Raw genomic sequence first — 24,619 nt, 5'->3', positions numbered from 1 at the left:
TCAAATTGTTAAAGAGCGTCACGCTTGTCGCGTTGAGGAGGCGCATATTACGCTTCTCACTTCGAAAGTCAAGCGATTGTTTTCGCTTTTCTTTCGGCGCCCACTTCGCTACGAAGCTGGCTCATCAGTTCGGCGTGTTCCGCCGTGCTGGTAGGGGCGCATTATAGGGAGCGGCGCTGCGATGACAAGACTTTTTTTGAAGAAAATCACGAAAATTTCAAATTATTCAATTAGAAACAGCTTATTCAGTGTATATATACAATGTTATCCACAATCCGGTTATTTCACTCCCATTTTAGCGTCATTTATGTCGCCTTCAGTGACCTTGGGAATGCCATACTGGAGCCGATAACCTCTCCCGAGTGGTCCATGGTAGCGCCAATCAGGAAAGCTGGTTACCATGGAGGTGAATATAGTGTTGCACCTTTTTTGCTTTCATTTACAAAAGGTCTTTTAAGATGAATTTATCCAAGTTTCCCGTATATATGCAGGCCGCAATCCTTGCTCTGGTATTGGCAGTGGTTGGCTACCTGGTTGCCCAGGCCCTGCAGTTCTCTTTGAAAGCGGAAGTGATTTTTGCAGCAGGTCTGGCCATTGGCGGTTTCGTGGTACCGCTGTTCCTGAAGCGAACCCCGGCTAATGTCGCCGAGTCGATCGCCAATCAGGAGACTTGCACCTTATATGTAGGCAACCTGCCCTATCGCGCCAATGAGATTGCAGTGCGCGAATTGTTTGCCGAACAGGGCCAGGTCATTTCCGTACGGTTGATGAAGGACAAGGCAACCGGCAAGCGCAGAGGTTTCGGTTTCGTGGAGATGCCCGCCGCCGATGCCGCCAAGGCGATTGCCGCTTTGAATGATAAAGAGTACCAGCAGCGCACCCTCAAGGTACGTGAAGCGAATGACAAACGTGATAAAGAGGAAAGGGAAGGTAGCGAAGCTGACGTCTAACCGCTCGTCAGTACCTCACCTCTTCCAGTGATGACAGCCCCCATGCTTGCAAGGGGGCTGTCAGTTTTTGGGCCTCCCCATCCAGCCGGGTACAGTAAGCCCTGGCAATCACCTCTTCTATATGTACAGGCTGCACGGCGGCGTGCCCGCCATTGCTCAGCAACCAGGCCACCCGTTTGGCAACGGCACTGCCCGAGTCAATAAGCTGACATTGCGGCATCAGTTGCCCAATCTCTTCATTAAGTAGCGGGAAGTGAGTGCAACCGAGCACCAGCGTATCCGGTTGCTCTTCCCCCTCCAGCCAGTCGGCCAATACCTCGCGCAGCAACGCCATATTGACCGGCAGGCCCGCCAGCTTGTGTTCGGCTTCTATGACCAGCTCGGTGGTGCCCTTGAGCAGCACCCGCTTGCCAGGGGCAAACTGGGCGATCAGCTCGTGGGTATAGTCGCGGCTAACGGTGCCTGGCGTAGCCAGCAGACCGATACAACCGTTGCGAGTCTGCGCAGCTGCGGGCTTGATGGCTGGCACCACCCCCACCACGGGAATATCCAGTGCCTCGCGCAGGGCCGGCAGCGCTATGGTGCTGGCCGTGTTGCAGGCTATCACCACCAGATCGATATGATGACGGGCCACCATGGTGGTCACCAAGCGGGTGCAGGCAACAATCAGGGCGGGCTCGCTCAATTCACCATAGGGGAAGTTGGCATTATCGAAGCAGTAGAAATAGTTGTGTGCCGGCAGGACGCGGCGGATCTCGCGGTAGATGGTCAGGCCACCCATACCGGAATCAAACACGAGAATATTGGCCACTTGAGCTCCCCTTTGGTGCAAGGCGGCGATCATACTCCCGCCTGCCGCCAATAGAAAAGGCCCTGCCAATGGCAGGGCCCCTGATTTTTCCGCTTGGCCGGGTCCGGCTTAGAGTGAGTAATCCATCGTCACGTAGTAAGCACGCTCATCGGCAGGATAACCCACCGCAGTCTGATACTCCTTGTCCAGCAGGTTGTTGATCTTGCCAGATACCTTGAGCGCCGGAGTTACCTTGTAGCCAACGGCCAGATTCCACACGCTGTAGCCACCAAGTGTTGTGGTGTTGGCTACATCGCCATAGCGCTCACCCTGATAGATCCAGCTCAATGAACCATCAAACTGCTGCCACTGCGCCTGAGTCACCCACTTGGCCCCTTTGCGGGAGATCAGCTGCAACTGCTTGTCAGTCACCTTGTCTTTGGGATCCTTGTATTCGGCAGAGACCCGATGACTCAACCAGCCGGTATCAAACTCCCCTTCCAGCTCGATCCCTTCAATGCGCGCCTTGCCAACGTTTTGTGGTGTCCACATCCCCTGACTGTTGGGTGCCCACTGGATCATCTGCTCGAAATCATTGCGATAACCGGTGGCCCGCCACTCGACACCCGCAGTTTGACCATCCAGCATCAGCTCGCTGCTCTTCGACTCTTCCGGCTTCAGGTTGGGATTGCCAGAGCCCGGATAGTAGAGGTCATTAAAGGAGGGGGCGCGGAAACCGGTGCCATAGCGGGCGCTCAGGCGGTAATCCTCGACAAAACGCCAGCCTGCGCCGGTTTGCCAGGTGTTGTGACGACCAAACTGCTCGTTGTCATCACTGCGGCCGCTCAGCTCGGCCTGCCAGGTCTGGTTGTCGAACTGGGCAAGGGCATAGAGGCCGGTATTGTCCCGCTCTTTGGCGTCGGCCGGATATGTGGCGCCGGAGGAGCGGGAGCGATCATCCAGTCGATCACTCTGCCAATCGGCCCCGCCTCCCAGCGTCCAGCTCTCGTTCAATTTCAAGCTGTTGACCCAGTTCAGGCTGTACTGGCGGGTGTAGGTCCGGTTATTGGCCTGATCGCGGCCACTGTTGTCCTGATAGTCATACGCATCCTGTTTGGAGAAGGCGCCACGCAACTCACTCAGATAGCGATCATCGTGATAGCGCGACCCCAGCTGATAGCTCTGGTTTTCAGTCCAGGTCTCGTTGCGCTGATGGGTGGCAGGCCCCCAGGCGGAAGCCGCAGAAGAGCGGTCGTACTGGGCGACATTGCGGAACCAGCGGGTTGTACCGAACAGATCCCAATTGCTGCCGAGCGCCTGCTGGTAGTCCAGCATGGCGTTGTAGCCCTGATGCCCGTGACGGTCACCATCGTTGATGCCGGGCAAGGGGTGTACGTTGTAACCCTCTTCATCATCAAAACCGCCAGCCACCTTGAGCTGACCCGCCTCACCTACCTGGCTGGCACTACTGAAAGCGGCCTGACGCTGTTGATGGGAACCAGCACCGATATTGAACTTGTGCTGATTTGTCCCCTTGTCGGGACGGGTAATGATGTTGATCACCCCACCGATGGCGTCGGAGCCGTAGATGGTGGCGCGCGGGCCGCGGATATACTCGATCCGCTCGACCTGATTGAGTGGCAGATTGTTCAGTTCGGTCATCCCGGCGGTCAGGGAGGCACTGCGTACCCCATCCACCAGCACCAGCGTCTGGGAAGAGGTGCCACCACGCACCCGCAGCGAGCTGAGCTGGCCTCGGCCACCATTGCTGACCACTTCCACACCGGGCAGGGTCTTGACCACATCGGTCACGGTCTGGGCTTGCAGGCGATCGATCTCGTCCCGGGTCACCACATTGACCGGGGCAAGCACGCTGGAGGCAGGTTGGGCGACACGGGTAGCGGTCACCACCATGGTGGGATTGACGGGAATGGTCAGCTGCTGGGCAAACGCCGCCGTCGGCAACAGGGCAGCCGCCAGAAATTTCTTCGACATGAGAGATCCTTAAGTTCGCGTAAGTATCTACTTCGTGGCCGGTTTCTCTCGGCCCGAAATACGAACTCTGGCAGGTCTTCGGGCTCGGGGGCTGATAGCCTACGGCGACGGCTTCCCGCCTGACGGCAGTGCCCTGATGTCGCTTCGTTCCCCCTTACCGCTGCGCGCCAGCTCCGGATTCTCACCGGATTCCCTATTAAGCATGATGCGCCAAAGCGGGAGGATTATAGGCAGAGCCAAGCTGGATGTATAGCCATCCAGATTTCTATTTGTTACCCGCCAGCGCCGCCAGCCGCTGTTGAGCCCCCTCCATCACCGCCTGCACCCCGGGATGAGAGAGATGGCGCCCTGCCGAGACCAGATAATAAGAGAGGGTAACATCGCTCAGAGTCGCAATCCGCTCCACTCCGTAGAGGCGACCAATCTCGTCAGCCATCGCCAGCGGCGCCGGGAAGATCCCCATCCCCGCCTTGCCGAACGACTTCATAAGGGTGGAGTCATCAAACTGCCCCACCAGATGGGGATGAATACCCTGCTGGCGATACCAGGCCAACAGCCGATCGTGGGTAGCCGACTTCTCTCCGGGGATCAGCAACGGCAACCCCTCCAGCGAGGCGGGAAAGCCATCCCGCGCCCGCGCCGCCAGCTCCGGGCTGGCAAACAGCGCCAGCGGGCTGCGCCCCAGCTCGTGGTTATAGCCACGCACGCCGCTGTCGGGAGGAAGCGGGCGATCGATCAGCACCATGTCGAGCTTGTGGCGGGCCAGCTCGCTGAACAGCTGCTCGGCCCGCTCCTCGTGACACACCAGCCGCAACGGAGTCGCCAGCGCCATGGCGGGGGCCAGCAGCTCGAACGCCAAGGTGCGGGGTACCGAATCGGCGATCCCCACCTGCATAGTCAGCTCCTGACTGGCGTGGCGCAGGGTATGCTCCAGCTCGGCACCGAGCGAGAAAATGGCCCCCGCCTGCTCCTGCGCCTGCCGACCCGCAGCAGTCAGCACCAGACGCCGCCCCACCCGGTTGAACAGCGCCACCCCGAGGGACTGCTCCAGCTCTGCCACCTGACCGCTGATGGTCTGCGGCGTGAGATGCAGCTGTTCGGCGGCCTGCGTCACGCTGCCGCTGCGTGCCACATGCCAGAAGTAGTAGAGCTGTTTGTAGTTGAGCATGCCGTTCCCTATCAATTTTTACCGAACAACCATCAGCGAGAATCTGATTTTATCGAAACATTGCGGGCTCTAGCATGCAACCATTATCTGAACTGCCCTGCGAACCATCATGCTGGACGTTGTTGTACTCTTCTTTCTGTTTGGTCTGCTGGCCGGTCTGGTGCGCTCCGAGCTCAAACTGCCTCCTGCCCTCTACGACACCCTCTCTCTCTTTCTGCTGCTGGCCATCGGCCTCAAGGGCGGCGTCGGTCTGGCCCAACAATCCCTGCAACCTCTGCTGCCACAACTGGCGTTGGTGATCCTGCTCGGCGTGGTGCAGACCCTGCTCGGCTTTGCCGTGCTGCGCCTCAAGATGAACCGGGTGGATGCCGCCGCCACCGCCGCCCACTATGGTTCGGTCAGCGTCGCCACCTTTGCGGTCGGGGTGAACTGGCTCACCGAGCGGGGCATCAGCTTTGAATCCCAACTCTCGATCTTCCTCGCGGTGATGGAGATCCCGGCCATTCTGGTGGGCATAGTGCTGGCCCGCGGCATCAGTCGCGAGACTCGCTGGCGCATGCTGGCCCACGAGACCTTCCTCGGCAAAGGGGTCACCCTGCTGCTGGGCGGCATGGCCATCGGCTATCTGGCCGGGCCGGACGGAATTGCCCCACTCAAACCGCTGTTTGTCGACCTGTTCAAGGGGGCGCTGGCGCTGTTCCTGCTGGAGATGGGCCTCATCGTCGCCCGCCAGAGTCAGGACTTACGCAAGCATGGCTTCTTCCTGCTCGGCTTCGCCCTGTTGATGCCGCTCGCTTCAGCGGGACTGGGATTGGCTGCTGGCCAGCTGATGGGGCTCTCCCTCGGCGGCCTCACTCTGCTGGCCACCCTGGCGGCCAGCGCCTCCTATATTGCCGTGCCGGCCACCCTGCGCATCGCCCTACCCCAGGCCAACCCGGGGCTCTCCCTCAGCGCCGTGCTGGGGGTCACCTTCCCGTTCAACATCATGCTGGGGATCCCGCTCTACCACAGCTGGGCCCGCCACTTCACGGAGTAGCCACATGCAGACCGAGACCCGCACCCTGCTGACAGTCATCACGGAAGCCAATCTGGAGCCGACCCTGCTGCGCACCCTCACCCGCGAGGGGCTGCGCGGCTACACCATCACAGATGCCCGCGGCAGGGGGGATCATGGCGAACGCAATGCCAGCTGGAGCGAGAGCGGCAACATCCGGCTGGAGGCGATCTGCAGCCGGGAGCAGGCGGAGCGGCTGCTGGCCCACCTGCAGAGTCGCTACTACCCCGATTACGCCATGATCGCCTTTCTGCAACCGGTCGAAATCGTGCGACCCGAGAAATTCTGAGCCGGCTTGCCGGCTCTTTTTGTTTACCAAAAGCAAACGTTTGACAGCAAGGAACCAATACACATGAACACCCCTCCCCTGATCGGCCTGGTAATGGGCTCCGACTCCGACTGGCCCGTGCTGCAGGCCGCCGCCCGCATCCTCAAGGAGCACGGCGTGCCCTACGAGGCGCAGGTAGTCTCGGCCCATCGCACCCCGGATCTGCTGTTCGAGTATGCCGCCACTGCCCGCGAGCGCGGACTGCGCGCCATCATCGCCGGGGCCGGTGGCGCTGCCCATCTGCCGGGCATGGTCGCCGCCAAGACCACTCTTCCGGTGCTGGGGGTGCCCATCCCATCACGCCATCTCAAGGGAATGGACTCGCTACTCTCCATCGTGCAGATGCCCAAAGGGGTGCCAGTCGCCACCTTCGCCATCGGCGAAGCGGGGGCTGCCAACGCCGCCCTGTTTGCGGTCTCTCTGCTCTCCGTTGCACAAGACGACGACGCCCCACGCTACCGGCAGCAGCTCGACGACTTCCGCACCCACGAGCAAGATCGAGTGCTGGCACTGCAACTGGAGGAGCCGACATGATCCTGCCCCCCGCCACCCTCGGCATGCTCGGCGGCGGTCAGCTTGGCCGCTACTTTGTGATGGCCGCCCACCGCCTCGGCTACAAGGTGGTGGTGCTGGATCCCGATCCCGCCAGCATCGCCGGTGCCGCCGCCGATCACCATATTGTCGCTTCCTATGATGACCAGACCGCCCTGCATGAGCTGGCTAACCGCTGCGAGGCCATCAGCTGCGAGTTCGAGAACGTGCCCGCCGCCACCCTCGCGCTGCTCGAAAAACAAAAACCGGTACGCCCGGCCGCCAGCGCGGTGCGCATCTGTCAGGATCGCAGCGAGGAGAAAGCCTTTCTGCGCAGGGCCAACATCCCGGTTGCCCCCTCTCTGGCGCTACTGCCGGAAGAGCCCATCCCCGCACAGGCCAGCGAACTCTTCCCCGCCATCCTCAAGACAGCCCGCGAAGGGTACGACGGCAAGGGGCAGTGGCAAGTGAACAATCTGGATGAGCTGGCGACGGCGCTGGCAGCCAGTGGTGTGCCCTGCGTGCTGGAAAAACGGTTGGCGCTGGAGGGGGAGTTTGCCCTGACTCTGGCCCGCAGTCCGAGCGACACCATCAGCGCCCTGCCGCTGGTGCAGAACTGGCACAGCAGCGGCATTCTCGATCAGACCCGCTCCCCTGCCAATGTGCCGGCGCTCGAGAGCGAAGCCAAAGGGATCGCCGAGCGGCTTATCGCAGCCCTCGATTACGTGGGGGTGCTGACGGTGGAGTTCTTTCTGGTGGAAGGCAGATTGCTGGTCAATGAGCTGGCACCCCGCCCCCACAACTCGGGTCACCCCAGCCTCGACAACACCGCATGCAGCCAGTTCGAGTTGCAGGTGCGGGCCCTGTGCGATCTGCCGCTGCCGGAGCAGATCGCCGTGCGCCCCGCCCTGTTAATCAACCTGCTGGGGGATCTCTGGCAGAACGGCACGCCAGACTGGGCCGCCCTGCTGGCGCTGCCCGGCCTGCATCTGCACCTCTATGGCAAGGGCGAACCCCGCCCCGGCCGCAAGATGGGCCATATCACGGTGACCGGTGACGAGTGGTCAACGGTGGAAGAGAGCTGCCGTCAGGCCCGCCAGCTGCTGGGACTGGCGCCACGCTGATCGAGCATCGGAAATGCAAAGACCCGGGCATGGCCCGGGTCTCTGTTTTTGCTTGCTGTGGCAGGGAGACTTATCAGGCCCGCTCGACCGCTACCGGTGCTGGCAGGCGGATGGTGAGGGAGAGCACCAGCGCCACCACCAGCAACACCAGGATCAGGTGGAAGGTCGCCATAAAGCCGCCAAACAGGGAGGCCACGATGGAGCCGATGATGCTGCCCAGACCAAAGCCCAGATAGATGACGCCGTAGTTCTTGGTCAGGTTGTTGAGACCGAAGAAGTCGCTCACCAGCGAGGGGTAGACGGTGATGGTGCCACCGAAGCTGAATGCCACACAGGCGACCGCCACAAAGAACAGGTTGGCGTTGAGCGGCACGAACAGCAGCAGCGCCATGCCCGCCAGGGTAATCAGCTGGGCGATGGTGATAACCCGGATGCGGGACATCTTGTCGGAGAGGATACCCAGCACCAGACGGCCACCCAGGTTGGCCATGGCAATGATGGCGACGGCATTGGCAGCGACGACAGCAGGCAGACCCACCATCTTCTCGCCGATATCCTTGGCCACGCCGATGACGTAGAGGCCGCTCATGCAGGCGGTGAGGAACATCAGCGCCAGCATCCAGTACTGGGGCTTGCGCATCGCCTCGGCCAGAGTGAAGTCACGGCTCTCGCTCTGCTGCACGGAAGCGGCCTGCTTGGGCGCATCCTTCATCAGCATGCCGCCCACCAGCACCATGGACATGGCGATCAGCCCCCACAGCTGGAAGGTGGTCTCAAGGCCGGAGCTGGAGAGCAGCAGCAGGTTAATGTATTTGAAACCGAGACTGCCGAGACCATAGGCACCGATGGAGCAGGCGGAGATCAGCCCCTTGCGCTCCGGGAACCACTTCACGCAGTTGGAGAGGGTCATCAGGTAGCCGGTACCGTCGGCAAAACCAACCAGAATGCCCGCGCAGAGGTAGAGCATGGCCAGATTGCTGGCGTGAGCGGTGAGGAAGAAGCCGATGCCGAGCAGCACGCCAGCACCCAGCGTCACGTTACGCACCCCGAACCGCTCCTGCAGCTTGCCCGCCATGGAGGAGGCGACCGCCAGCGAGAGGCTGAGCAGGCCGAAGGCGAAAGCGACCTGACTCACCGGCTCGTCCAGCTTGTCGGAGAGCTGGGCGTTGAACAGGCTCCAGGTGTAGACGGAACCCAGTGCGAACTGGGTGATGATGGTACCGATCAGTGTCAGGTACCGGGTGCGATTCATCTCTGTGGTCATGATGCGTCTCGGTCGATGGCCTTAAGGAAACTGGGGCCACTATAGGCAAGACGCAGTTCGCGCCGATCGATTAAGGCATGAAATGCAGATCGGCGGGAATGAATGACAATCAGAGCCGCATCAGCTGACGGAACGCCTTGATGTTGCTGCGACTGACCGGCACCTCGAACGGCAGATCATGGAGCCGGATGAGATAGGTGCTGTTGAACCAGGGGACGATTTCGCGGATCTTGTTGATGTTGACGCAGTAGGAGCGGTGGCAACGGAAGAACCCCTCGGCCGGCAGCCGGCTGACAAACTCGCTGATGGTCATGGTCATCACGTAGCGATCATCGCGGGTGTAGACATAGGTGAGCTTCTCGTCGGCTTCCGCGTAGTAGATCTGCTCGCAGGGGGTGACGATGATGCGCTCCCCCTTCACCAGATTGACGGTGCGATTGTGGGGGCTGTTCCCCTCGCCGCTCGCCTCCCCTGTGGTGGCTGGCTGCGACTTGCCCGCATGCTCGAGCTTTTGCAGCAGATTGATGATGCGGGGCTCGTTGTAGGGCTTGAGGATGTAGTCGAACGCCTCCAGCTCGAACGCCTCCACCGCAAATTCCTTGTAGGCGGTGACGAAGACAATGTGGGGCGGATGGCTCGACTTGTGCAGGTTCTTGGCCAGCAGCAGGCCGTCGATGGAAGGGATCTGGATATCCAGAAACACCACATCCACCTCGTGATCCTGCAGGTATTTGAACGCCTCCAGCCCATCCTCGAAGCTCGCCACTATCTCGATCTGGCTGTGCTGATTCACCAGATAGATCAACTCCTCGCGAGCCAGATACTCGTCTTCCACAATGATCGCTTTCAACATGACATTGCCCCCTGAAGGAGCACAGGAGAAGCAAGCTCCTCACGAATCAAACATTCGTCTTCCACAATGATCGCTTTCAGCATGACAACACCTCTCGCGGCACACACTTATCCTCAACCATGATGGCACTCAGCATGGCATCGACTCCTGATCCGGCAGATAGAAACTCACTTCAGTACCCGGTTCCAGCCGCTTGAGATGCAGGCCATCGCCATAGAGCAGCTTGACCCGCTGATGCACGTTCATCAGGCCGATGCTGCGGCTCTCCACCCGACCGGCGGCCACCCCGTCGATCACCGCCTGACTGATGCCGTAACCTGTGTCTCGTACCGATACCCGGATGCCGCCCGCCAGCTGTTTCACCTCGATAGTGACCCGACCCGGCGCGCTGCGGGGCTGGATGCCGTGCAGGATGGCGTTTTCCACCAGCGGCTGCAACAACAGGCTCGGCACCTGAATGTGCACATCGTCCACCTCGAACACCACCTCCAGCTTGTCGCCGAAGCGGGCCTGCTCGATGGCCACGTAGTCGCGCACCTGCTGCAGCTCCTCCTGAATGTCGATGAGTTCATCCCCCTTGTTGAGGTTGTAGCGCAGGTAATCCGCCAGATTGGCGATCAGCTGGCGCGCCTGCTGGGGCCGGATGCGGATCAAGGATGAGATGGCGTTGAGGGCATTGAACAGGAAGTGCGGGTTGATCTTGCTCTGCAGCGCGGTGAACTCCGCCTTGCGGGTCATCTCCTTGAGCTGCTCGATGCGCGACACCTCCATCTGGGTGGAGATGAGCTGGGAGAGGCCCACCGCCATCTCCCGCAGCGAGCTGGTGATGCTGTGGGTACGGCGATAGTAGATCTTGAGGGTGCCGCTCACCGAGCCGTTTTCTCGCAGCGGAATAATGATGACCGAGTGGAAATCGGAGAGGTGATACTGGCGCAGATCGTTGTTGATGATGATCTGGTCGAGCAGCACCGCCTGCTGGGTCATGCCGCTGATGGCGTGGTGCTCATCCAGCTCGTAATAGTCCTTGCCCACCCCGACATAGGCCAGCACGTCATGGGTATCTGTGATGGCCACCGCATCGGCGCTGATGTCGCGCCGGATCACATCGCACACCTGACTGAGGGAGTGGCGATCGATGTTCTGGAAGAAAGGCAGCGTCTTGTTGGCAATATCGAGCGCCAGCTTGGCCTGCTTGGCGGCAATCAGCTCCTTCTCGTCATCCAGATCCTGCACCAGCTTGATGATGAGGCCGATGCAGAGCGCCCCAGCGATCATCGGATAGGCGATATGGTTAACGATCTCCACCCCGACTTCGTGGGGCTCGGTCAGCAGCCAGATCAGCAACATGGTGAGCCCTTCGCAGAGCATTCCCGCCAGAATGCCGTAGAGCCAGAGCCGCGACTTGCGGCAGCGCAGGTGCAGCCAGGTCGCCAGCAGGCCGGCGATGATGCTGGCGATGAGACACGGGATAGAGGTATGACCGTCCATGTCGATGAGGTAGCGGTGCAGACCGGAGATGACCCCGGCCGGAATGCCGACCCAGGGGCCGAACAGGATGCCGCCCGAGATGATGGCGATGATCCGCACGTTGATCAGCGCCCCCTCTACCGGAATGCCGGTGTAGGTGCTGAACACCGCAAACAGGCCGAAGATGGAGGCTACCAGCACCAGCTCTGCGGGGGTGTGATCCCGCTTCTGGAACAGCCGCTGGAACGGCCGGGTGCGGGTCAGGAAGAAGAGAGTCATCAGCATCAGCGCCGCCCGTTCGAACACCGCCAACAACATCATCTGATTCTCAAGCATCTGCGCCCCCTTGCGGCAACCCGACCGATCACCATAACCCTGACCAATAAATCGGGGCCGGATAAACCAGCCCCTGTGACATCAACAGTACTGACCGGCCACCCAGCCGGAGGACCAGGCCCACTGGAAGTTGTAGCCACCGAGCCAGCCGGTCACATCCACCACTTCGCCGATGAAGTAGAGGCCGGGCACCTTGCGCGCCTCCATGGTCTTGGAGGAGAGCTCGTTGGTATCGACGCCACCCAGGGTCACTTCGGCGGTGCGATACCCCTCGGTACCGTTGGGCAGGATCTGCCAGTCACCCAGCAGGTTGGCCACCGCTTCCAGCTCCCGCTCGTTGTACTGGCGCATCGGCTTGCTGACCAGCTGGCCCAGCTCCACCAGCTTGTCGACGAAGCGCTTGGGCAGCTCGCGCCCCAGCACGGTTTTCAGCTCCTGCGCCGGGTGAGCCTGCGCCCACTCGCGCAGGGCGGCCGGAATATCCAGCTCCGGCAGCAGGTTGATGTGGATCTTCTCGCCGGCATGCCAGTAGGAGGAGATCTGCAGGATAACGGGGCCGGAGAGGCCGCGATGGGTGAACAGCATCGCCTCCTTGAAGCGGGTGCCATCCTCGGCGGTCACCGCTACCGGCAGGCTGATGCCCGCCAGATCGGCGAAGGCCTCTTTCTCTGCCTGATGGAGGGTAAAGGGCACCAGACCGGCACGGGTCGGCAGCACCTTGAGACCGAACTGCTCCGCCAGCTTGAAGCCATAGGGGGTCGCCCCCAGCTTGGGCATGGAGAGACCGCCGGTCGCCACCACCAGCGAGTGGCAGCCGATCTCACCCTTGCTGGTGGTCAGCACGAAACCCTCATCCTGTTTGCTGACGGTGAGGATCTCGGTCTGGAACTGCAGGGTCACACCGGCCCAGTCACATTCGGTGAGCAGCACATCGACGATATCCTTGGCACTCTCGAGACAAAACAGCTGCCCCAGGGTGCGCTCGTGATAGTTGACCCCGTGGCGGTCCACCAGATCGATAAAGTCCTGCTGGGTGTAGCGGGCCAGCGCCGACTTGCTGAAGTGGGGATTCTCCGACAGGTAGGCGTGAGCACCCGCCTGATGGTTGGTGAAGTTACAGCGACCACCGCCACTGATGAGGATCTTGCGGCCCGGCTTCTTGGCGTTGTCGAGCACCAGCACGGAGCGGCCACGGTAGCCCGCCTGCGCTGCACACATCAATCCGGCCGCACCGGCCCCGATCACCACCACATCGACCTGCTTCATCATCACTCACTTATCAAAAATAGAAATGGCACCTGGCCAGAACCGAGATTGCCTCTGGCGGAACAGAACCATAGTGGCTGCCCACCAGAATAAACAACGGCCCTTAAAAGGGCCGTTATTGTACTGGCTGAACACTAAGTGTCCACGACTATCAGGCGTTGCTGTCCATGATGCTGGCCGGGGCGCCCTTGGCCAGTTCGGCCAGCTCCTTGTCGATGAAGTAGAGCCCTTTGCCATCTTCACCCACCAGACCCAGACGGTCGACGATGCTCTTGAACAGCTTCTCCTCTTCATGCTGCTCGGCCACATACCACTGCAGGAAGTTGAAAGTGGAGTAGTCCTGAGTGGTGAAGGCCACGTGAGCCAGTCCATTGATGCACTTGGTGATGTGGTACTCGTGCTCCAGGGTGGTACGGAACACGTCGCCCAGCGACTTGAACTCGTGGGGAGGGGCATCGATGGCACCCAGCTTGGGCATGGCGCCGGTCTCGCTCACGTAGGTGAACAGACGCTCCATGTGCTGGCGCTCCTCAACCGCGTGCTGGCGCAGGAAGGTCGCCGCCCCTTCAAAGCCCTTGTCTTCGCACCAGGCGCTCATCTGCAGATAGAGATTGGAGGAGTAGAACTCCAGGTTAATCTGCTCGTTCAACTTCTCGATCATGGCTTGGGCCAGCATCTTGTTTCTCCTCAGTGATTTGGTATCGATTGTCGCCACACTCCCGCCGCGAATCAACCCGCCAACGAGAGGGAGATCCCGTTTCTTTCAGCTCAGGGGGTCAGCTCGCCAAGGGAGGCGACATCCACCGGCGCTGCATAATCGACGCCCGGCAGCTCGAAGCCATTGAGCTGCATGAAATCCTGCCGCAGCCCGGCAAAGTCCCCCAGCCCGTGGAAATTCTCCGGCGTCACCTTGGGCCAGAGTGCCGAAACGGCGGCCTGAATGGCCGGGTCCAGCTCGTGGTCATCCATCCGGATCAGCCGGTTGCCATCGGCCACCACCCCATTGGCCCCGTACATCTTGGCGGCAAACAGTCGCTGCATCTGCTCGATGCAGCCTTCGTGCACACCGCGCTCCTTCATCACCCCCATCAGCAAGCCGAGATAGACCGGCAGCACAGGAATATAGGCGCTCGCCTTTGTCACCAGCGCCTTGCAGACCGACACCCAGGCGTGACCGCCAATCTCGGCTAGTTGCAGGTTGATGGTCTCGGCGGTGGCGTGCAGATGCTCCTTGGCATAACCGATGGTGCCATCCCGATAGAGGGGATAGGTGGATTCTGGGCCGATATAGGAGTAGGCCACGGTTTGCGCACCAGGGGCGAGACAATCCGCCTGCTGCAACGCCTGCATCCAGAGCTGCCAATCCTCGCCCCCCATCACAGTGACGGTATCGCGGATCTCCTCCGGCGTGGCGGGCGCCAGCGACTGCTGCACCAGGGTATCGCTCTCCAGATCCAACCCCCAACCGCTGAACGGCTGGCCGGTGGTCTTGAGCACCGAGCGCACTTGCGTGCCATCGGGCAGCACCCGGATGCCGCTCGCGAGCGAATAGATCACCAGATCCACCTGCCCCAGCTGCTGGCGGATGGTATCGATGGCCTGCTGGCGCATCCCGTCGGAGAAGGCATCACCGATCAGGTTGATGGCGATACGCCCCTCCTGCTCCGCCTCCTTGCGAAACCAGATGTTGTTGTACCAACCGGCGCTGCCCAATCCTTTGTCGGAAGGGCCACGCTCGAAGGAGATGCCGATGGTGTCGGCACCGGCACCGAAGGCGAGTGCAATGCGCGACGCCAGTCCAAACCCGGAGGAGGCACCCAGCACCAGCACCCGCTTGGGGCCGTTGAACGGGCCAGCGGCCTTGATACGTTCGATCTGCTGCTGCACTGCGGCGCGACAGCCGATGGGATGACAGTTGCGGGCAACACAACCTTGAATCTGGGGATGAATGATCATGGGAAGGCCTCCAAAGAAACTGGCTACAGCATAACCAAATCGAAAGAGATTAACTTGATGCCGGATCGCTATCAGTCAGAAAAGCCGCGGGAATTGAGGCAGAAAAACAAAAGGGAGCACGTGGCTCCCCAAAGCGGTATTCAGATGCTTTTTGTTGTTTTGTGTTCATTGCGAAGCACGGGCCCATCCTATGCCTCTCCCCCCTGATCGGCAAGCCGAGGGGTGTGACCGGCGTCAAACTCTTGTTTAATTTATAGGCAAATAGTGGTTAATAACTGAGTGGCTGACCCTGTGTCACACGTCATTAAACTCATTTAAATCCCAAAACTGTGCCTGAGGCACCATTTTAGTTTCAGCAGAGATTGGTATAGTGGGCTGAAGGATCGGTAAGGAGAACCCCCATGAGTGGAACAACCTATTACAAGCATATTCTGGCCGCGATCGACCTCTCTGAAGACAACCGCAAGGTGATCGACAAGGCGGTGGACAGAGCCCGCTCCAACGGCGCCAAGCTGTCGGTTATCCATGTCGATGTGGACCTCAAGGATCTCTACACCGAGATGATCGATATCGACATCGACAACGTGCAGGATCAGGTGATTGCCGAAGCGAAAGAGAAGCTGGAGGCATTTCTGGCCTCGGTGGACTATCCCATCGAGAAGAAGCTGGTGATCTGCGGCGATCTGAGCGAGCGGGTCAATCAGGCAGTCAAGGAGTACGAGATCGACCTGCTGGTGTGCGGCCATCGCCAGAGCTTCTGGAGCCTGCTCACCTCCAGCGCCCGTCAGCTGATGAATACGGTGCCCTGCGATCTGCTGGTCGTCCCCTTGCAGAAGTAATGAAACCGGCGTAGTTTGATTTGCTATGAATATGACCGCATTAAATCACAACTACTGGTGGTGCTGCTCCTAAACAGGCGGCACCGCGTTTCTATTGTAAATTTCCCAAAGAAAACACCGTGACCGCCGAGAGGCGGTCAACTGTTTTTATCCCTTTGTCGCCTCCCGGCTCACCCAACTGGAGAGAGTGACATGCACAACCCCGTAATCCTGACTGGCGATCGTCCCACCGGCAAACTGCACATCGGCCACTATGTCGGCTCGCTGCGCCAGCGCGTCGAGGCCCAGCACCACTACCGTCAATTCGTGATGATCGCCGATCTGCAGGCGCTGACCGACAACGGCCACAACCCGGCCAAGGTGACCGACAATGTGCTGGAGGTAATGGCCGACTATCTGGCGGTCGGCCTCGACCCGGCCAAGACAACCTTCTGTCTGCAAAGCGCCCTGCCCGCCCTCGCCGAGCTCACCTGCTACTACCTCAATCTGGTCAGCGTCGCCCGGCTGGAGCGCAATCCCACCGTCAAGGCGGAGATCCAGCAGAAAGGGTTCGAACGCACGCTGCCAGCCGGTTTTCTGGTCTATCCGGTGAGTCAGGCCGTCGACATCACCGCCTTTCGCGCCAGCCATGTGCCGGTCGGGGAAGATCAGCTGCCGATGCTGGAGCAGACCAACGAAATCGTCCGCCGCTTCAACTCGCTGGTAGGCAAAGAGGTGCTGACCGAATGCCAGCCGATCCTGAGCGACACCGGCCGCCTACCCGGCATCGACGGCAAGGCCAAGATGTCCAAATCCCTCGGCAACACCATAGAACTCGGCATGTCGGCGGAAGAGGTCAAACAGGCGGTGTTCGCCATGTATACCGACCCCAACCACCTCAAGGTGAGCGATCCGGGTCAGGTGGAGGGAAATACGGTGTTCGCCTATCTCGATGCTTTTCACCCCGACAAGGCGCTGGTCGCCGAGATGAAGGCGCACTACCGGCGCGGCGGACTGGGGGACATGCGCTGCAAACAGGTGCTCAACGACTGCCTGCAGACCCTGCTCGCCCCGATGCGGGAGCGCCGGGCCGCGGCTATCGCCGACAAGAAGATGCTGCTGGAGCTGCTCTATCAGGGCACCGAGCAGGCCCGCATCATCACCGATGAGGTCTTGGCGGAGGTGAAAGGCGCCATGGGACTCGACTACTTCGCCAGCATCCGTTGAGCGGGAGTACCGAGCGCATCGTCGCCGTAGAGGTCGAACACCAGCTGGTGCAGCAGGCTCTTGAACCAGCCGATCGCCTCGTCATGGGCGGTCAGCGGGTGCCCCGCCATCAGGTAGACGATGGGGATAGCGGGGTCGAGCTGGTGCATCCGCAGCGGGTAGTAGCGGCAGAAGTGGCGTCCGATCATCTCGGGCACCACCACCAGATAGCGGCCGGTCGCCATCAGCGGCGGCACCGCCATAAAGCTCGGCAACCGCACGCCCAGCTCCCGCTCCACCCCGAAGCGGGCCAGCCAGAGCTCCACCATCGCCTGACTGTGACCCCAACTGGAGGTATGGATGTGGGGACGGCTCACCAGCTCGACCGGAGTCAGCACATCGGGCAATTCGCTGCCAAGCGGCGACAGGCAGACCAGCGGGTTGTTGAACCACTCCTCCCGCCACAAGCGGGGTGAGAGATGATTCGCCCCGGCGAAACCAATCACCAGATCCAGCTCCCCCTTCTCCAGCTCCCGCTCGTAGTCGCTGTCCGCCAGCTCACACACCTCAAGCCGACAGTGAGGGGCCTGCCGATGGAGCCTCTCCACCAGCACCGGCACCAGCCCGTGCTCCACCGAGCCCGGGGTGGCGATCCGGAAAATCCGCCGTGCGGTAGCGGGATCAAACCCCTTGGCCTGCCGCAATCCCTGCTCCAGCATCGCCAGCGCCTGCCGCACCGGACCGGCCAGCGCCTTGGCTCGCTCGGTCGGCATCATTTCGCGCCGACTCATCACAAACAGCGGGTCATCCAGCGCCACTCGCAGCCGCCCCAAGGCGTGACTGACGGTGGATTGGGAGAGATGCAGCCGTTCGGCGGCACGGGTGACATTGCGCTCCTGCATCAGCATGTCGAATACGGCGAGCAGGTTGAGGTCGAGACGGGCGAGCGAGCTATCCATCGATATTAGCCATAGTTAAATGCCAACAATTCATTTTTACCATAGTAACAGATTGCCTAGAATGCGCTGGCTTAATACATCGGAGATTCAAATGCGTAGCTATCTGTTATTGCTGGCCATTGGCCTGCTGTGGGGTTCCCAATTCATTTTCATGCACCAGGCCGTTGCCGAGTTGCCCCCCATTCTGGTGGCTGCCGGTCGTGCCCTGTGCGGCAGCCTGACCCTGGGTCTGCTCTGCCTGTTCATGCGGCTCAAGAGTGAGCACACCCCGTGGCGCACCTATATGCTGATCGCCCTGCTGGATGCCACCATCCCCTTCATCATGGTCGCCTGGGGCCAACAGTATGTGGATAGCGCCATCGCCGCCGTGGTCATGGGTTGTATCCCGTTTGTGACCATTCTGGCTGCACCGCTGTTTATTTCTGGTGAAAGAATCACCAAAACCGGTCTGCTTTCCGTGATCATCGGCTTTGCCGGTGTACTCACACTGTTCTGGCCGAAACTCTCCCAGGGCATGAACGCCGGTCTGCTCGGTGCCATGGCCATCCTGCTGGGTGCCAGCTGTTTCGCCATCGGTCTGCTGATGATCAAGCGCTTCGCCAAAGACCATCCGGTCGTGGTCGCCCGCAATATCCTGATCTCCTCGGCAATCCAGTTGCTGCTGGTCGCCCCCTTCATGGTTGATCTCGGCAGCCTGACCCTGCCGAGCACCCAGGCCCTGAGCGCGATCACCGTGCTGGGTACCCTCTGTACCGGTCTGGTCTACTTCCTCTACATGGCGCTGATCCAGAAGGCCGGCCCGACGTTCGCCTCCTTCAGCAACTATCTGGTACCGCTGTTCGGCGTGATGCTGGGTGCCCTGTTCCTCGGCGAGCAGATCCATCCCACCACAGGTGTTGCTCTGGCCCTGATCCTCGGCTCGGTCGCCATGAACCAGTGGGCGCAACAGCGTCGCATGCAGCGCGAGGTCTCCCTATGTCAGGCATCCTGACCACACTGTGCGGTGGTCTGGTTCTGATTGCCGGCTGGCAGTATCGCCAGCGACTGGCCGGGATCCTGGGCCTGCTGATGGTACTGCTGCCCTGGTTCTTCGATAGCAAGCTGCAAGCCATGCTGAGCTATGCCCTGAATGCCTGAAGTCCATCTCTGAATGTGTGACGAGAGTCTATCTCTCCTGTTTTGGGACTGTTTTAAAAAACCTCCGATTTGTCCCCCGCTACCGGCGCTCTGCGCCGGTTTTTTTATGCCTGCCAGCCGGCGTCAGATCAGATAGCGATAGCTGAGTCGCTCGTTCTTGCGCGGCCCGGTGATCTGCCAGCTCAGCAGAAAACCGCCGTCGATCTCGGTCAACTCGGCGCTGTAGTGATCCGCCCCGCACAGATGGGGTTCGGCGGTCAGCCAGCGGCCATCCCCCTGCGGCAGCAGCTCGAACAGTTCGACCGGCGCCTCATAACGCAGATGGGAGAGACGGATCCCCCGCTCGCTACGCTGCCACCAGAAGCGGTTGTGCATGGCGAGTTCCTTGCCATGAGGCGTGGTGTAGCGACCCTGCTCGTTATACAGCCACCCCCCCTGATGATCGGTCACCTGCACACGCCCCTCGCCCCGACCACTCCAGTCGGTCGCCGACCCCTCGCCATTGCTGGCGGTAAAGGAAAATGCTCCGACCTGTGGCAATCGCGCCCATAAACGCTGGATTGCCGCTTCCATCTCGGCCATCATAGCCCCCTTAAAATTGACAACTGACGATAAATCAAACACATGAACTACTTGATAGGGGTCACCCTGCTCTGGTCATTCTCCTTCAGCCTGATCGGGGTCTACCTCGCCGGTCAGGTGGATGCCTACTTCTCGGTGCTGACCCGCATCGCCCTCGCCAGTCTGGTGTTTCTGCCCTTCCTGCGCCGCCGCTGGCTGCGCCCCGATCTGGCGGCCAAGCTGATGGCGCTGGGCGCCATCCAGCTCGGCATCATGTATCTTTTCTACTACCACTCCTTCCTGCTGCTGACAGTGCCGGAAGTGCTGGTCTTTACCATCTTCACCCCCATCTACGTCACCCTGCTCCACGACCTGCTGGAAGGGCGCTTCAAGCCCACCTATCTGTGGGGCGCCCTGCTGGCGGTGATCGGGGCAGCCGTCATCCGCTTCGACGGCCTGACCGAAAGTTATGTGCTGGGATTTCTGGTGGTGCAGGGGGCCAACCTCTGTTTCGCGCTGGGTCAGGTGGGCTACAAGGTACTGCTGGCGCGGGAGGCGGAGCAACCACCGCAACTGGCGGTGTTCGGCTGCTTCTATCTGGGGGCGCTGATGATCGCATTGCCCGCCTGGTGGCTGCTGGGCAAGCCACAATACCCAACGTCAGGGTTGCAGTGGGGCATTCTGCTCTGGCTGGGGGTAGGTGCCTCCGGCCTCGGCTACTTCCTCTGGAACAAGGGGGCGACGCTGGTCACCAGCGGGGTGCTGGCCATCATGAACAATGCGCTCATTCCGGCCGGCTTGCTGGTCAATCTGCTGCTCTGGGGCAAGGATACTGATCTGACCCGACTGACCATCGGCGGCCTGCTGATGCTGGCCTCGCTCTGGGTCTGCCAGCGTGACAAAAGCGGCCAACCCTGACCTCACTCAGCCGACGACGGTGTTGTGCTCCCGTCTGGCCTGACTGTGACAGCTGGCCAGCCGGGCCAGCAGATGATCGAGCTGCTCGCCAGCCTGACTCTGCACCAGCCCGATGCTGACGGTGACCGGCCGCTGTGACAGCAGGCTGGCATCGGCAATCTCGAGGCGCAGCCGCTCGGCGATCTCCAGCGCACTCATCCGCTCGGTTTGGGAGAGCATCAGGATAAAACCGTCCTCATCCCAGCGGGCGAAGGGATCTTCCCGCCGCAGCTCGTGGCGCACGATACGCGCCAGCTTGGCCAGCATGGCGTCGCAAGCCGCTTCACCAAACAACTGTTGGATTTTGGCCATGTGATCGACCGAAAACTGCAGCAGACTGAAAGTGCCGCTCTCGGTCGCCAGCCGCTCTTCAAGCAGTTGCTCGAAACGGCCACGGCTCTCCAGTCCGGTCAGCGGATCGGTGCCATGTCGCTCCTCCACCAGCACGGCAGCGGGATCGAGGTGACGGACGACCCCCAGCAGATAACCCCGCTCATCACGACGCATCCGCTCTTCCAGCCGGATGTAGTGACCGTGATGATGCAGAATGCGGTATTCGAGGCGCAGACCGCTGCTGCGGCCGCTCTGGCAGGCGAGCAGGGCATCTTCCAGCAGGGCAACATCGTCGGGATGAACCCGATCCAGCCAGCCGAGATCATCCGGCCAGCACTCTCCCAATCCCAACAGGCGCAGGCAGGAGGGATCACGCTGCAGTCCATGTTGGGCTGACCAGCTCCAGATCCCCGCCTCCAGCAGCGCCATGGCATCAGACAGCAGACCCGGATCAAGCCGGGCAGTCACATCGACCAAAGGTGTCTTGAGCATTTCCATGGGGCGCCTCGAAACAGGATCTGAATACCTGCTCAATAAGTAACATTGGCGTTCACGCCGAGCAACAGGGTCAGATCGCTTTTCCCTGATACCCGTTCATCAAGGTCTGCCAGTTCTCCGGTACGAAGTGGAAACTGGTGTGCAGTTGAGACTCTTTATTGAATGAACGGAGCAAGCGTTCCAGATTGGCCTTCTGCCATTCGCCGGGGGAGCGGATCGCCCCCTTGTCAAAATCGATCACCCACACCTTGCCCTCTTTATCGAGCAGCAGGTTGTGGCTGTTGAGATCGGCGTGATAGACCCCGGCATCGTGCAGCTGACGCACTGTCTGACCTATCTTGTGCCACACCTCGGTCGCTACCGGCCCCTGCTTGAGCAACGCCACCATATCCTTGGCACCGCGAATTCGCTCGATCAGGATATCGGCACGATAGAAGGGTCCCTGTTTGACCATGCGGGCACCAAACGGACGCGGCACCGGCAGCCCCAGCCCGCACAGCTTGGCCAGCAGGGTGTATTCGGCCATGGCGCGGCTCGACTCGACCCCTTCGAACCAGAAACGATCCCGCACCACCTTGCCCACCATGCCGCCACGATAGTAGTGGCGCAGCACCAGATGGCGGGACTCATCCTTGACGAACCAGGTCACTCCCCGTCCGATGGAGGTTCCCACCACCTGACGGTTGTTCTGCCACCAGGCAGGATCGAATAACTGGGGAGAAGGGTCGCGAAAGGCCCCTTCGGCATACCAGCAGATCTGGTTGTGTTCGGTCTGTACTCGCATCGTGGAGATCCCGCTCGGTGGGTCATGGATCGCAATTTTTCAATTGGCGATGAGGCTGCCGCTCTGGCATGCCCGCAATAGTGGCCTTTAATCAACAACGTGCAGAGACAGGTCATGGCGCTGGGCCCGGCCTATCCCGGCTGACGATTGTGCGCAATTTTACAATCCAGAGGGGAGTTTGCATAATGCCATCCACCCTTTTTGCCAGTCGTGCGCCACAACATGCCGCTATTTCAAACGCCCCCCTCCTCCATCTGCATCCTGCGGCTCTCCGCCATCGGGGATTGCTGCCACGCACTGGCGCTGGTGCGCGTCATCCAGCGGGAGTGGCCACAAACCCGCATCACCTGGATCACCGGCAAAATCGAGGCAACCCTGTTTGCTGATCTGCACGGCGTCGAAGTAATCCCCTTCGACAAGAGCAAGGGGTGGCGCGGCTATCGCGATCTCTGGCATACCCTCAAGGGGCGCAAATTCGATGCCCTGCTCCACCTGCAGGCAGCGATGCGAGCCAGCATCGCCACCCTCGGCATCAGCGCCAAGGTCAAACTCGGGTTTGATCGGGAACGGGCCAACGACGGCCAGTGGCTGTTCACCAACCACAAGGTGCCTTCGCCTGCCTCTCCCCACGTGCTGGACGGTTTCCTCGCTTTCGCCAAAGAGCTCGGCATCCAGGATCTGACCCCGGATTGGCAGTTGCCCATCAGCGCCGAGCATCAGGCTTGGGCAAGGGAGAAGATTGGCGGCAAACCGACCCTGCTGATCTGCGCCGCCGCCAGCAAGGCGTTCAAGAACTGGACGGCCGCAGGCTATGCCGCGCTGGCGGATCACGCCGCCAGCAAGGGCTTTCAGGTCTATCTCTGTGGCGGGCCGGCCAAGCTGGAGCGGGATCTGGCTGCCGATATCCGGCAACTCAGCCAAAGCAAACCAGTCGATCTGGTTGGCCAGACCAACCTCAAGCAGCTGCTGGCGCTGATTGGTGAGGCGAGTCTGGTGCTGGCCCCCGACACAGGCCCCACCCATATGGCCACCATTGTCGGCACGCCGGTGGTCAGCCTCTATGCCCACCACAATCCGGCGCGCACCGGCCCCTATCTCTGCCGGGATTATGTCGTCAGCGTCTATCAGACCCTGATTGAGCAGGAGACCGGCAAGCCGCTGGCCGAATTGAGCTGGCGCACCCGTCTCAAAGACCCGGAGGCCATGCGAAAAATCACCAGCGAGCAGGTGATCGCCGCCTTCGATCGGCTCTGTGCCGATCGTCAGCTGCCGTAGTGACAGGGCACCTCGGGAATTCCGAGCCATCAGGCAGGGATAACCTGATAGCCTCTGCCCTCAGCCAAAGGCACAATGCAGGCTGATGTGGGTTACGCTCCCGCAGCAAGCTACGAATACTTTGATCGGCTGGAATATGATTCCGGCCGTTTTTTTATTCGCCGCATTCTGGTAAAATTCGCCGCCTTTACATCCTCCTGACTCAAGAATTTTCCGCGTTTTGCGTTTGGCTGTCTCCCTTTCGGGCACAAGACGGCGGTCTCTGCTACAACCAAAACAGCGGTTTCGATTAAAGGTAATAATATGGCGCAACAAGGCACTCTCTATATCATCTCTTCTCCGAGCGGCGCTGGTAAATCCAGTCTGCTCAATGCCTTGCTGACCAACCACAATCAAGCTGGCAAGATGCAGCTGTCGGTTTCCCACACCACTCGCGCCACCCGCCCGGGCGAAGAGCACGGCGTGCACTACCACTTCGTTCAGGTGGAAGAGTTCAAGGCGCTGATCGAACGCGGTGATTTTCTGGAGTGGGCCGAAGTGTTCGGCAACTACTACGGCACCTCCCGCGCCGCCATCGAAGCCTGTCTGGCCAAGGGGATCGACGTATTCCTCGACATCGACTGGCAAGGTGCCCGCCAGATCCGCGAGCAGATGCCGACCAAATCCATCTTCATCCTGCCCCCCAGCCGCGAAGAGCTGGAACGCCGCCTGATTGGGCGCGGTCAGGACAGCGCCGAAGTGATTGCCGGCCGGATGGCGAAAGCCATTGCCGAAATGGTGCACTACGAAGAGTATGACTATGTCATTATCAATGAAGACTTCGAGCAGGCGCTGTTCCAGCTCAGGTCCATTATTGAGTGCCAACGGCTGGAGATGCGTCACCAGCAACAGGCTCAAAAAAACTTGCTGCAACAGCTACTGGCAGAGTAAGCCAAAAACAAGTAAACTTTTGCGTCATTTTTAAACACTGCTTTTCTAAATACAGAAAGCCCAAACACTGGAGTCCTGC

25 protein-coding genes and 1 riboswitch are annotated in these 24,619 nt (G+C 60.5%); of the genes, 12 read left to right on the top strand and 13 right to left on the bottom strand.

Going from position 1 to position 24,619, the window contains the following annotated elements; all coding sequences use genetic code 11:
* Positions 1-458: 458 nt before the first annotated feature.
* Positions 459-950 (top strand): RNA-binding protein, encoded by a 492-nt coding sequence (locus ACB035_RS17245; RefSeq protein ID WP_033138874.1) that lies wholly within the window; start codon positions 459-461, stop codon positions 948-950.
* 7 nt (positions 951-957) lie between these two features.
* Here ACB035_RS17245 and murI read toward each other — a convergent pair whose 3' ends face one another.
* The 3 genes from murI to ACB035_RS17230 all read right to left on the bottom strand — a co-directional run bounded on the left by murI (position 958) and on the right by ACB035_RS17230 (position 4,903).
* Entirely contained in the window at positions 958-1,761 is an 804-nt protein-coding gene (murI, locus tag ACB035_RS17240) for a glutamate racemase (protein WP_371167787.1), read from the bottom strand.
* A 108-nt stretch (positions 1,762-1,869) separates the two neighbouring features.
* Positions 1,870-3,735 carry a TonB-dependent receptor domain-containing protein gene (locus ACB035_RS17235; RefSeq protein WP_371167786.1) on the bottom strand — a complete coding sequence of 622 codons (1,866 nt, stop codon included), beginning with the start codon at positions 3,733-3,735 and terminating at the stop codon, positions 1,870-1,872.
* Positions 3,736-3,786: 51 nt separating this feature from the next.
* Positions 3,787-3,965: riboswitch (cobalamin riboswitch) on the bottom strand.
* A gap of 35 nt (positions 3,966-4,000) precedes the next feature.
* The gene (locus ACB035_RS17230) at positions 4,001-4,903 is read right to left on the bottom strand and encodes a LysR family transcriptional regulator (protein ID WP_371167785.1); all 903 of its coding nucleotides are present in this window, start codon (positions 4,901-4,903) and stop codon (positions 4,001-4,003) included.
* A gap of 109 nt (positions 4,904-5,012) precedes the next feature.
* Between ACB035_RS17230 and ACB035_RS17225 the strand changes: the two genes are divergently transcribed.
* The 4 genes from ACB035_RS17225 to ACB035_RS17210 all read left to right on the top strand — a co-directional run bounded on the left by ACB035_RS17225 (position 5,013) and on the right by ACB035_RS17210 (position 7,940).
* A complete protein-coding gene (locus ACB035_RS17225; protein ID WP_064334980.1) occupies positions 5,013-5,939 on the top strand; it encodes a sodium-dependent bicarbonate transport family permease in 927 nt (308 codons plus the stop codon).
* Between the two features lie 4 nt (positions 5,940-5,943).
* On the top strand, positions 5,944-6,246 hold the full coding sequence (locus ACB035_RS17220; RefSeq protein ID WP_005321666.1) for a P-II family nitrogen regulator: 303 nt from the start codon (positions 5,944-5,946) through the stop codon (positions 6,244-6,246).
* Positions 6,247-6,309: 63 nt separating this feature from the next.
* On the top strand, positions 6,310-6,819 hold the full coding sequence (gene purE / locus ACB035_RS17215; RefSeq protein ID WP_064334981.1) for a 5-(carboxyamino)imidazole ribonucleotide mutase: 510 nt from the start codon (positions 6,310-6,312) through the stop codon (positions 6,817-6,819).
* Positions 6,816-7,940, top strand: coding sequence for a 5-(carboxyamino)imidazole ribonucleotide synthase (locus ACB035_RS17210; RefSeq protein WP_371167784.1), 1,125 nt, complete (start codon positions 6,816-6,818; stop codon positions 7,938-7,940). The genes purE and ACB035_RS17210 overlap by 4 nt, the downstream gene beginning before the upstream one ends.
* A 73-nt stretch (positions 7,941-8,013) precedes the next feature.
* Here ACB035_RS17210 and ACB035_RS17205 read toward each other — a convergent pair whose 3' ends face one another.
* The 6 genes from ACB035_RS17205 to fabV all read right to left on the bottom strand — a co-directional run bounded on the left by ACB035_RS17205 (position 8,014) and on the right by fabV (position 15,082).
* Positions 8,014-9,204, bottom strand: coding sequence for an MFS transporter (locus tag ACB035_RS17205; protein ID WP_371167783.1), 1,191 nt, complete (start codon positions 9,202-9,204; stop codon positions 8,014-8,016).
* 109 nt (positions 9,205-9,313) lie between these two features.
* The gene (locus tag ACB035_RS17200) at positions 9,314-10,057 is read right to left on the bottom strand and encodes a LytTR family DNA-binding domain-containing protein (RefSeq protein ID WP_047439826.1); all 744 of its coding nucleotides are present in this window, start codon (positions 10,055-10,057) and stop codon (positions 9,314-9,316) included.
* 129 nt (positions 10,058-10,186) lie between these two features.
* Positions 10,187-11,860 carry a sensor histidine kinase gene (locus ACB035_RS17195; protein ID WP_005339222.1) on the bottom strand — a complete coding sequence of 558 codons (1,674 nt, stop codon included), beginning with the start codon at positions 11,858-11,860 and terminating at the stop codon, positions 10,187-10,189.
* Positions 11,861-11,941: 81 nt separating this feature from the next.
* Positions 11,942-13,126, bottom strand: coding sequence for an NAD(P)/FAD-dependent oxidoreductase (locus ACB035_RS17190; RefSeq protein ID WP_005355716.1), 1,185 nt, complete (start codon positions 13,124-13,126; stop codon positions 11,942-11,944).
* A 151-nt stretch (positions 13,127-13,277) separates the two neighbouring features.
* Positions 13,278-13,802, bottom strand: a complete 525-nt coding sequence (gene ftnA, locus ACB035_RS17185) for a non-heme ferritin (protein ID WP_005339225.1) — start codon at positions 13,800-13,802, stop codon at positions 13,278-13,280.
* 92 nt (positions 13,803-13,894) lie between these two features.
* Positions 13,895-15,082, bottom strand: a complete 1,188-nt coding sequence (fabV, locus tag ACB035_RS17180; protein ID WP_371167782.1) for an enoyl-ACP reductase FabV — start codon at positions 15,080-15,082, stop codon at positions 13,895-13,897.
* Between the two features lie 401 nt (positions 15,083-15,483).
* Here fabV and ACB035_RS17175 point away from each other — a divergent pair, with 401 nt between their 5' ends.
* Both ACB035_RS17175 and trpS read left to right on the top strand, forming a co-directional pair.
* The gene (locus ACB035_RS17175; RefSeq protein WP_005339229.1) at positions 15,484-15,921 is read left to right on the top strand and encodes a universal stress protein; all 438 of its coding nucleotides are present in this window, start codon (positions 15,484-15,486) and stop codon (positions 15,919-15,921) included.
* Between the two features lie 192 nt (positions 15,922-16,113).
* Complete coding sequence (gene trpS / locus ACB035_RS17170) at positions 16,114-17,127, top strand: tryptophan--tRNA ligase (RefSeq protein ID WP_371167781.1); 1,014 nt, start codon at positions 16,114-16,116, stop codon at positions 17,125-17,127.
* On the opposite strand, the gene ACB035_RS17165 is transcribed toward trpS, so the two are convergent.
* Positions 17,106-18,065 (bottom strand): LysR family transcriptional regulator, encoded by a 960-nt coding sequence (locus tag ACB035_RS17165; RefSeq protein ID WP_005357110.1) that lies wholly within the window; start codon positions 18,063-18,065, stop codon positions 17,106-17,108. The two genes, trpS and ACB035_RS17165, sit on opposite strands and share 22 nt — an antisense overlap.
* A gap of 91 nt (positions 18,066-18,156) precedes the next feature.
* Here ACB035_RS17165 and ACB035_RS17160 point away from each other — a divergent pair, with 91 nt between their 5' ends.
* Together ACB035_RS17160 and ACB035_RS17155 are read left to right on the top strand one after the other, a co-directional pair.
* Positions 18,157-19,056 carry a DMT family transporter gene (locus ACB035_RS17160; RefSeq protein WP_005357113.1) on the top strand — a complete coding sequence of 300 codons (900 nt, stop codon included), beginning with the start codon at positions 18,157-18,159 and terminating at the stop codon, positions 19,054-19,056.
* Positions 19,041-19,202: a hypothetical protein gene (locus ACB035_RS17155; protein ID WP_005339236.1), complete on the top strand. Its 162-nt coding sequence runs from the start codon at positions 19,041-19,043 to the stop codon at positions 19,200-19,202. Before ACB035_RS17160 ends, ACB035_RS17155 begins: the two co-directional genes overlap by 16 nt.
* Positions 19,203-19,325: 123 nt before the next feature.
* Here ACB035_RS17155 and ACB035_RS17150 read toward each other — a convergent pair whose 3' ends face one another.
* Positions 19,326-19,787: a DUF6314 family protein gene (locus ACB035_RS17150; RefSeq protein WP_013723349.1), complete on the bottom strand. Its 462-nt coding sequence runs from the start codon at positions 19,785-19,787 to the stop codon at positions 19,326-19,328.
* Between the two features lie 39 nt (positions 19,788-19,826).
* Between ACB035_RS17150 and ACB035_RS17145 the strand changes: the two genes are divergently transcribed.
* Entirely contained in the window at positions 19,827-20,681 is an 855-nt protein-coding gene (locus ACB035_RS17145) for a carboxylate/amino acid/amine transporter (protein ID WP_236297222.1), read from the top strand.
* A gap of 6 nt (positions 20,682-20,687) precedes the next feature.
* On the opposite strand, the gene ACB035_RS17140 is transcribed toward ACB035_RS17145, so the two are convergent.
* A complete protein-coding gene (locus ACB035_RS17140) occupies positions 20,688-21,551 on the bottom strand; it encodes a sensor domain-containing diguanylate cyclase (RefSeq protein WP_201998725.1) in 864 nt (287 codons plus the stop codon).
* Positions 21,552-21,621: 70 nt separating this feature from the next.
* Complete coding sequence (locus ACB035_RS17135; RefSeq protein ID WP_257700680.1) at positions 21,622-22,335, bottom strand: 3-deoxy-D-manno-octulosonic acid kinase; 714 nt, start codon at positions 22,333-22,335, stop codon at positions 21,622-21,624.
* A 222-nt stretch (positions 22,336-22,557) separates the two neighbouring features.
* On the opposite strand from ACB035_RS17135, the gene ACB035_RS17130 reads away from it, so the two are divergent.
* Together ACB035_RS17130 and gmk are read left to right on the top strand one after the other, a co-directional pair.
* Entirely contained in the window at positions 22,558-23,610 is a 1,053-nt protein-coding gene (locus ACB035_RS17130) for a glycosyltransferase family 9 protein (RefSeq protein WP_371167780.1), read from the top strand.
* Positions 23,611-23,913: 303 nt separating this feature from the next.
* Complete coding sequence (gene gmk, locus ACB035_RS17125; RefSeq protein WP_371167779.1) at positions 23,914-24,540, top strand: guanylate kinase; 627 nt, start codon at positions 23,914-23,916, stop codon at positions 24,538-24,540.
* Positions 24,541-24,619: the final 79 nt, after the last annotated feature.

This window comes from Aeromonas sp. S12(2024) (assembly GCF_041402305.1).
GTDB lineage: Bacteria > Pseudomonadota > Gammaproteobacteria > Enterobacterales > Aeromonadaceae > Aeromonas > Aeromonas veronii.
This window is presented reverse-complemented; position numbering and strand designations above follow the sequence as displayed.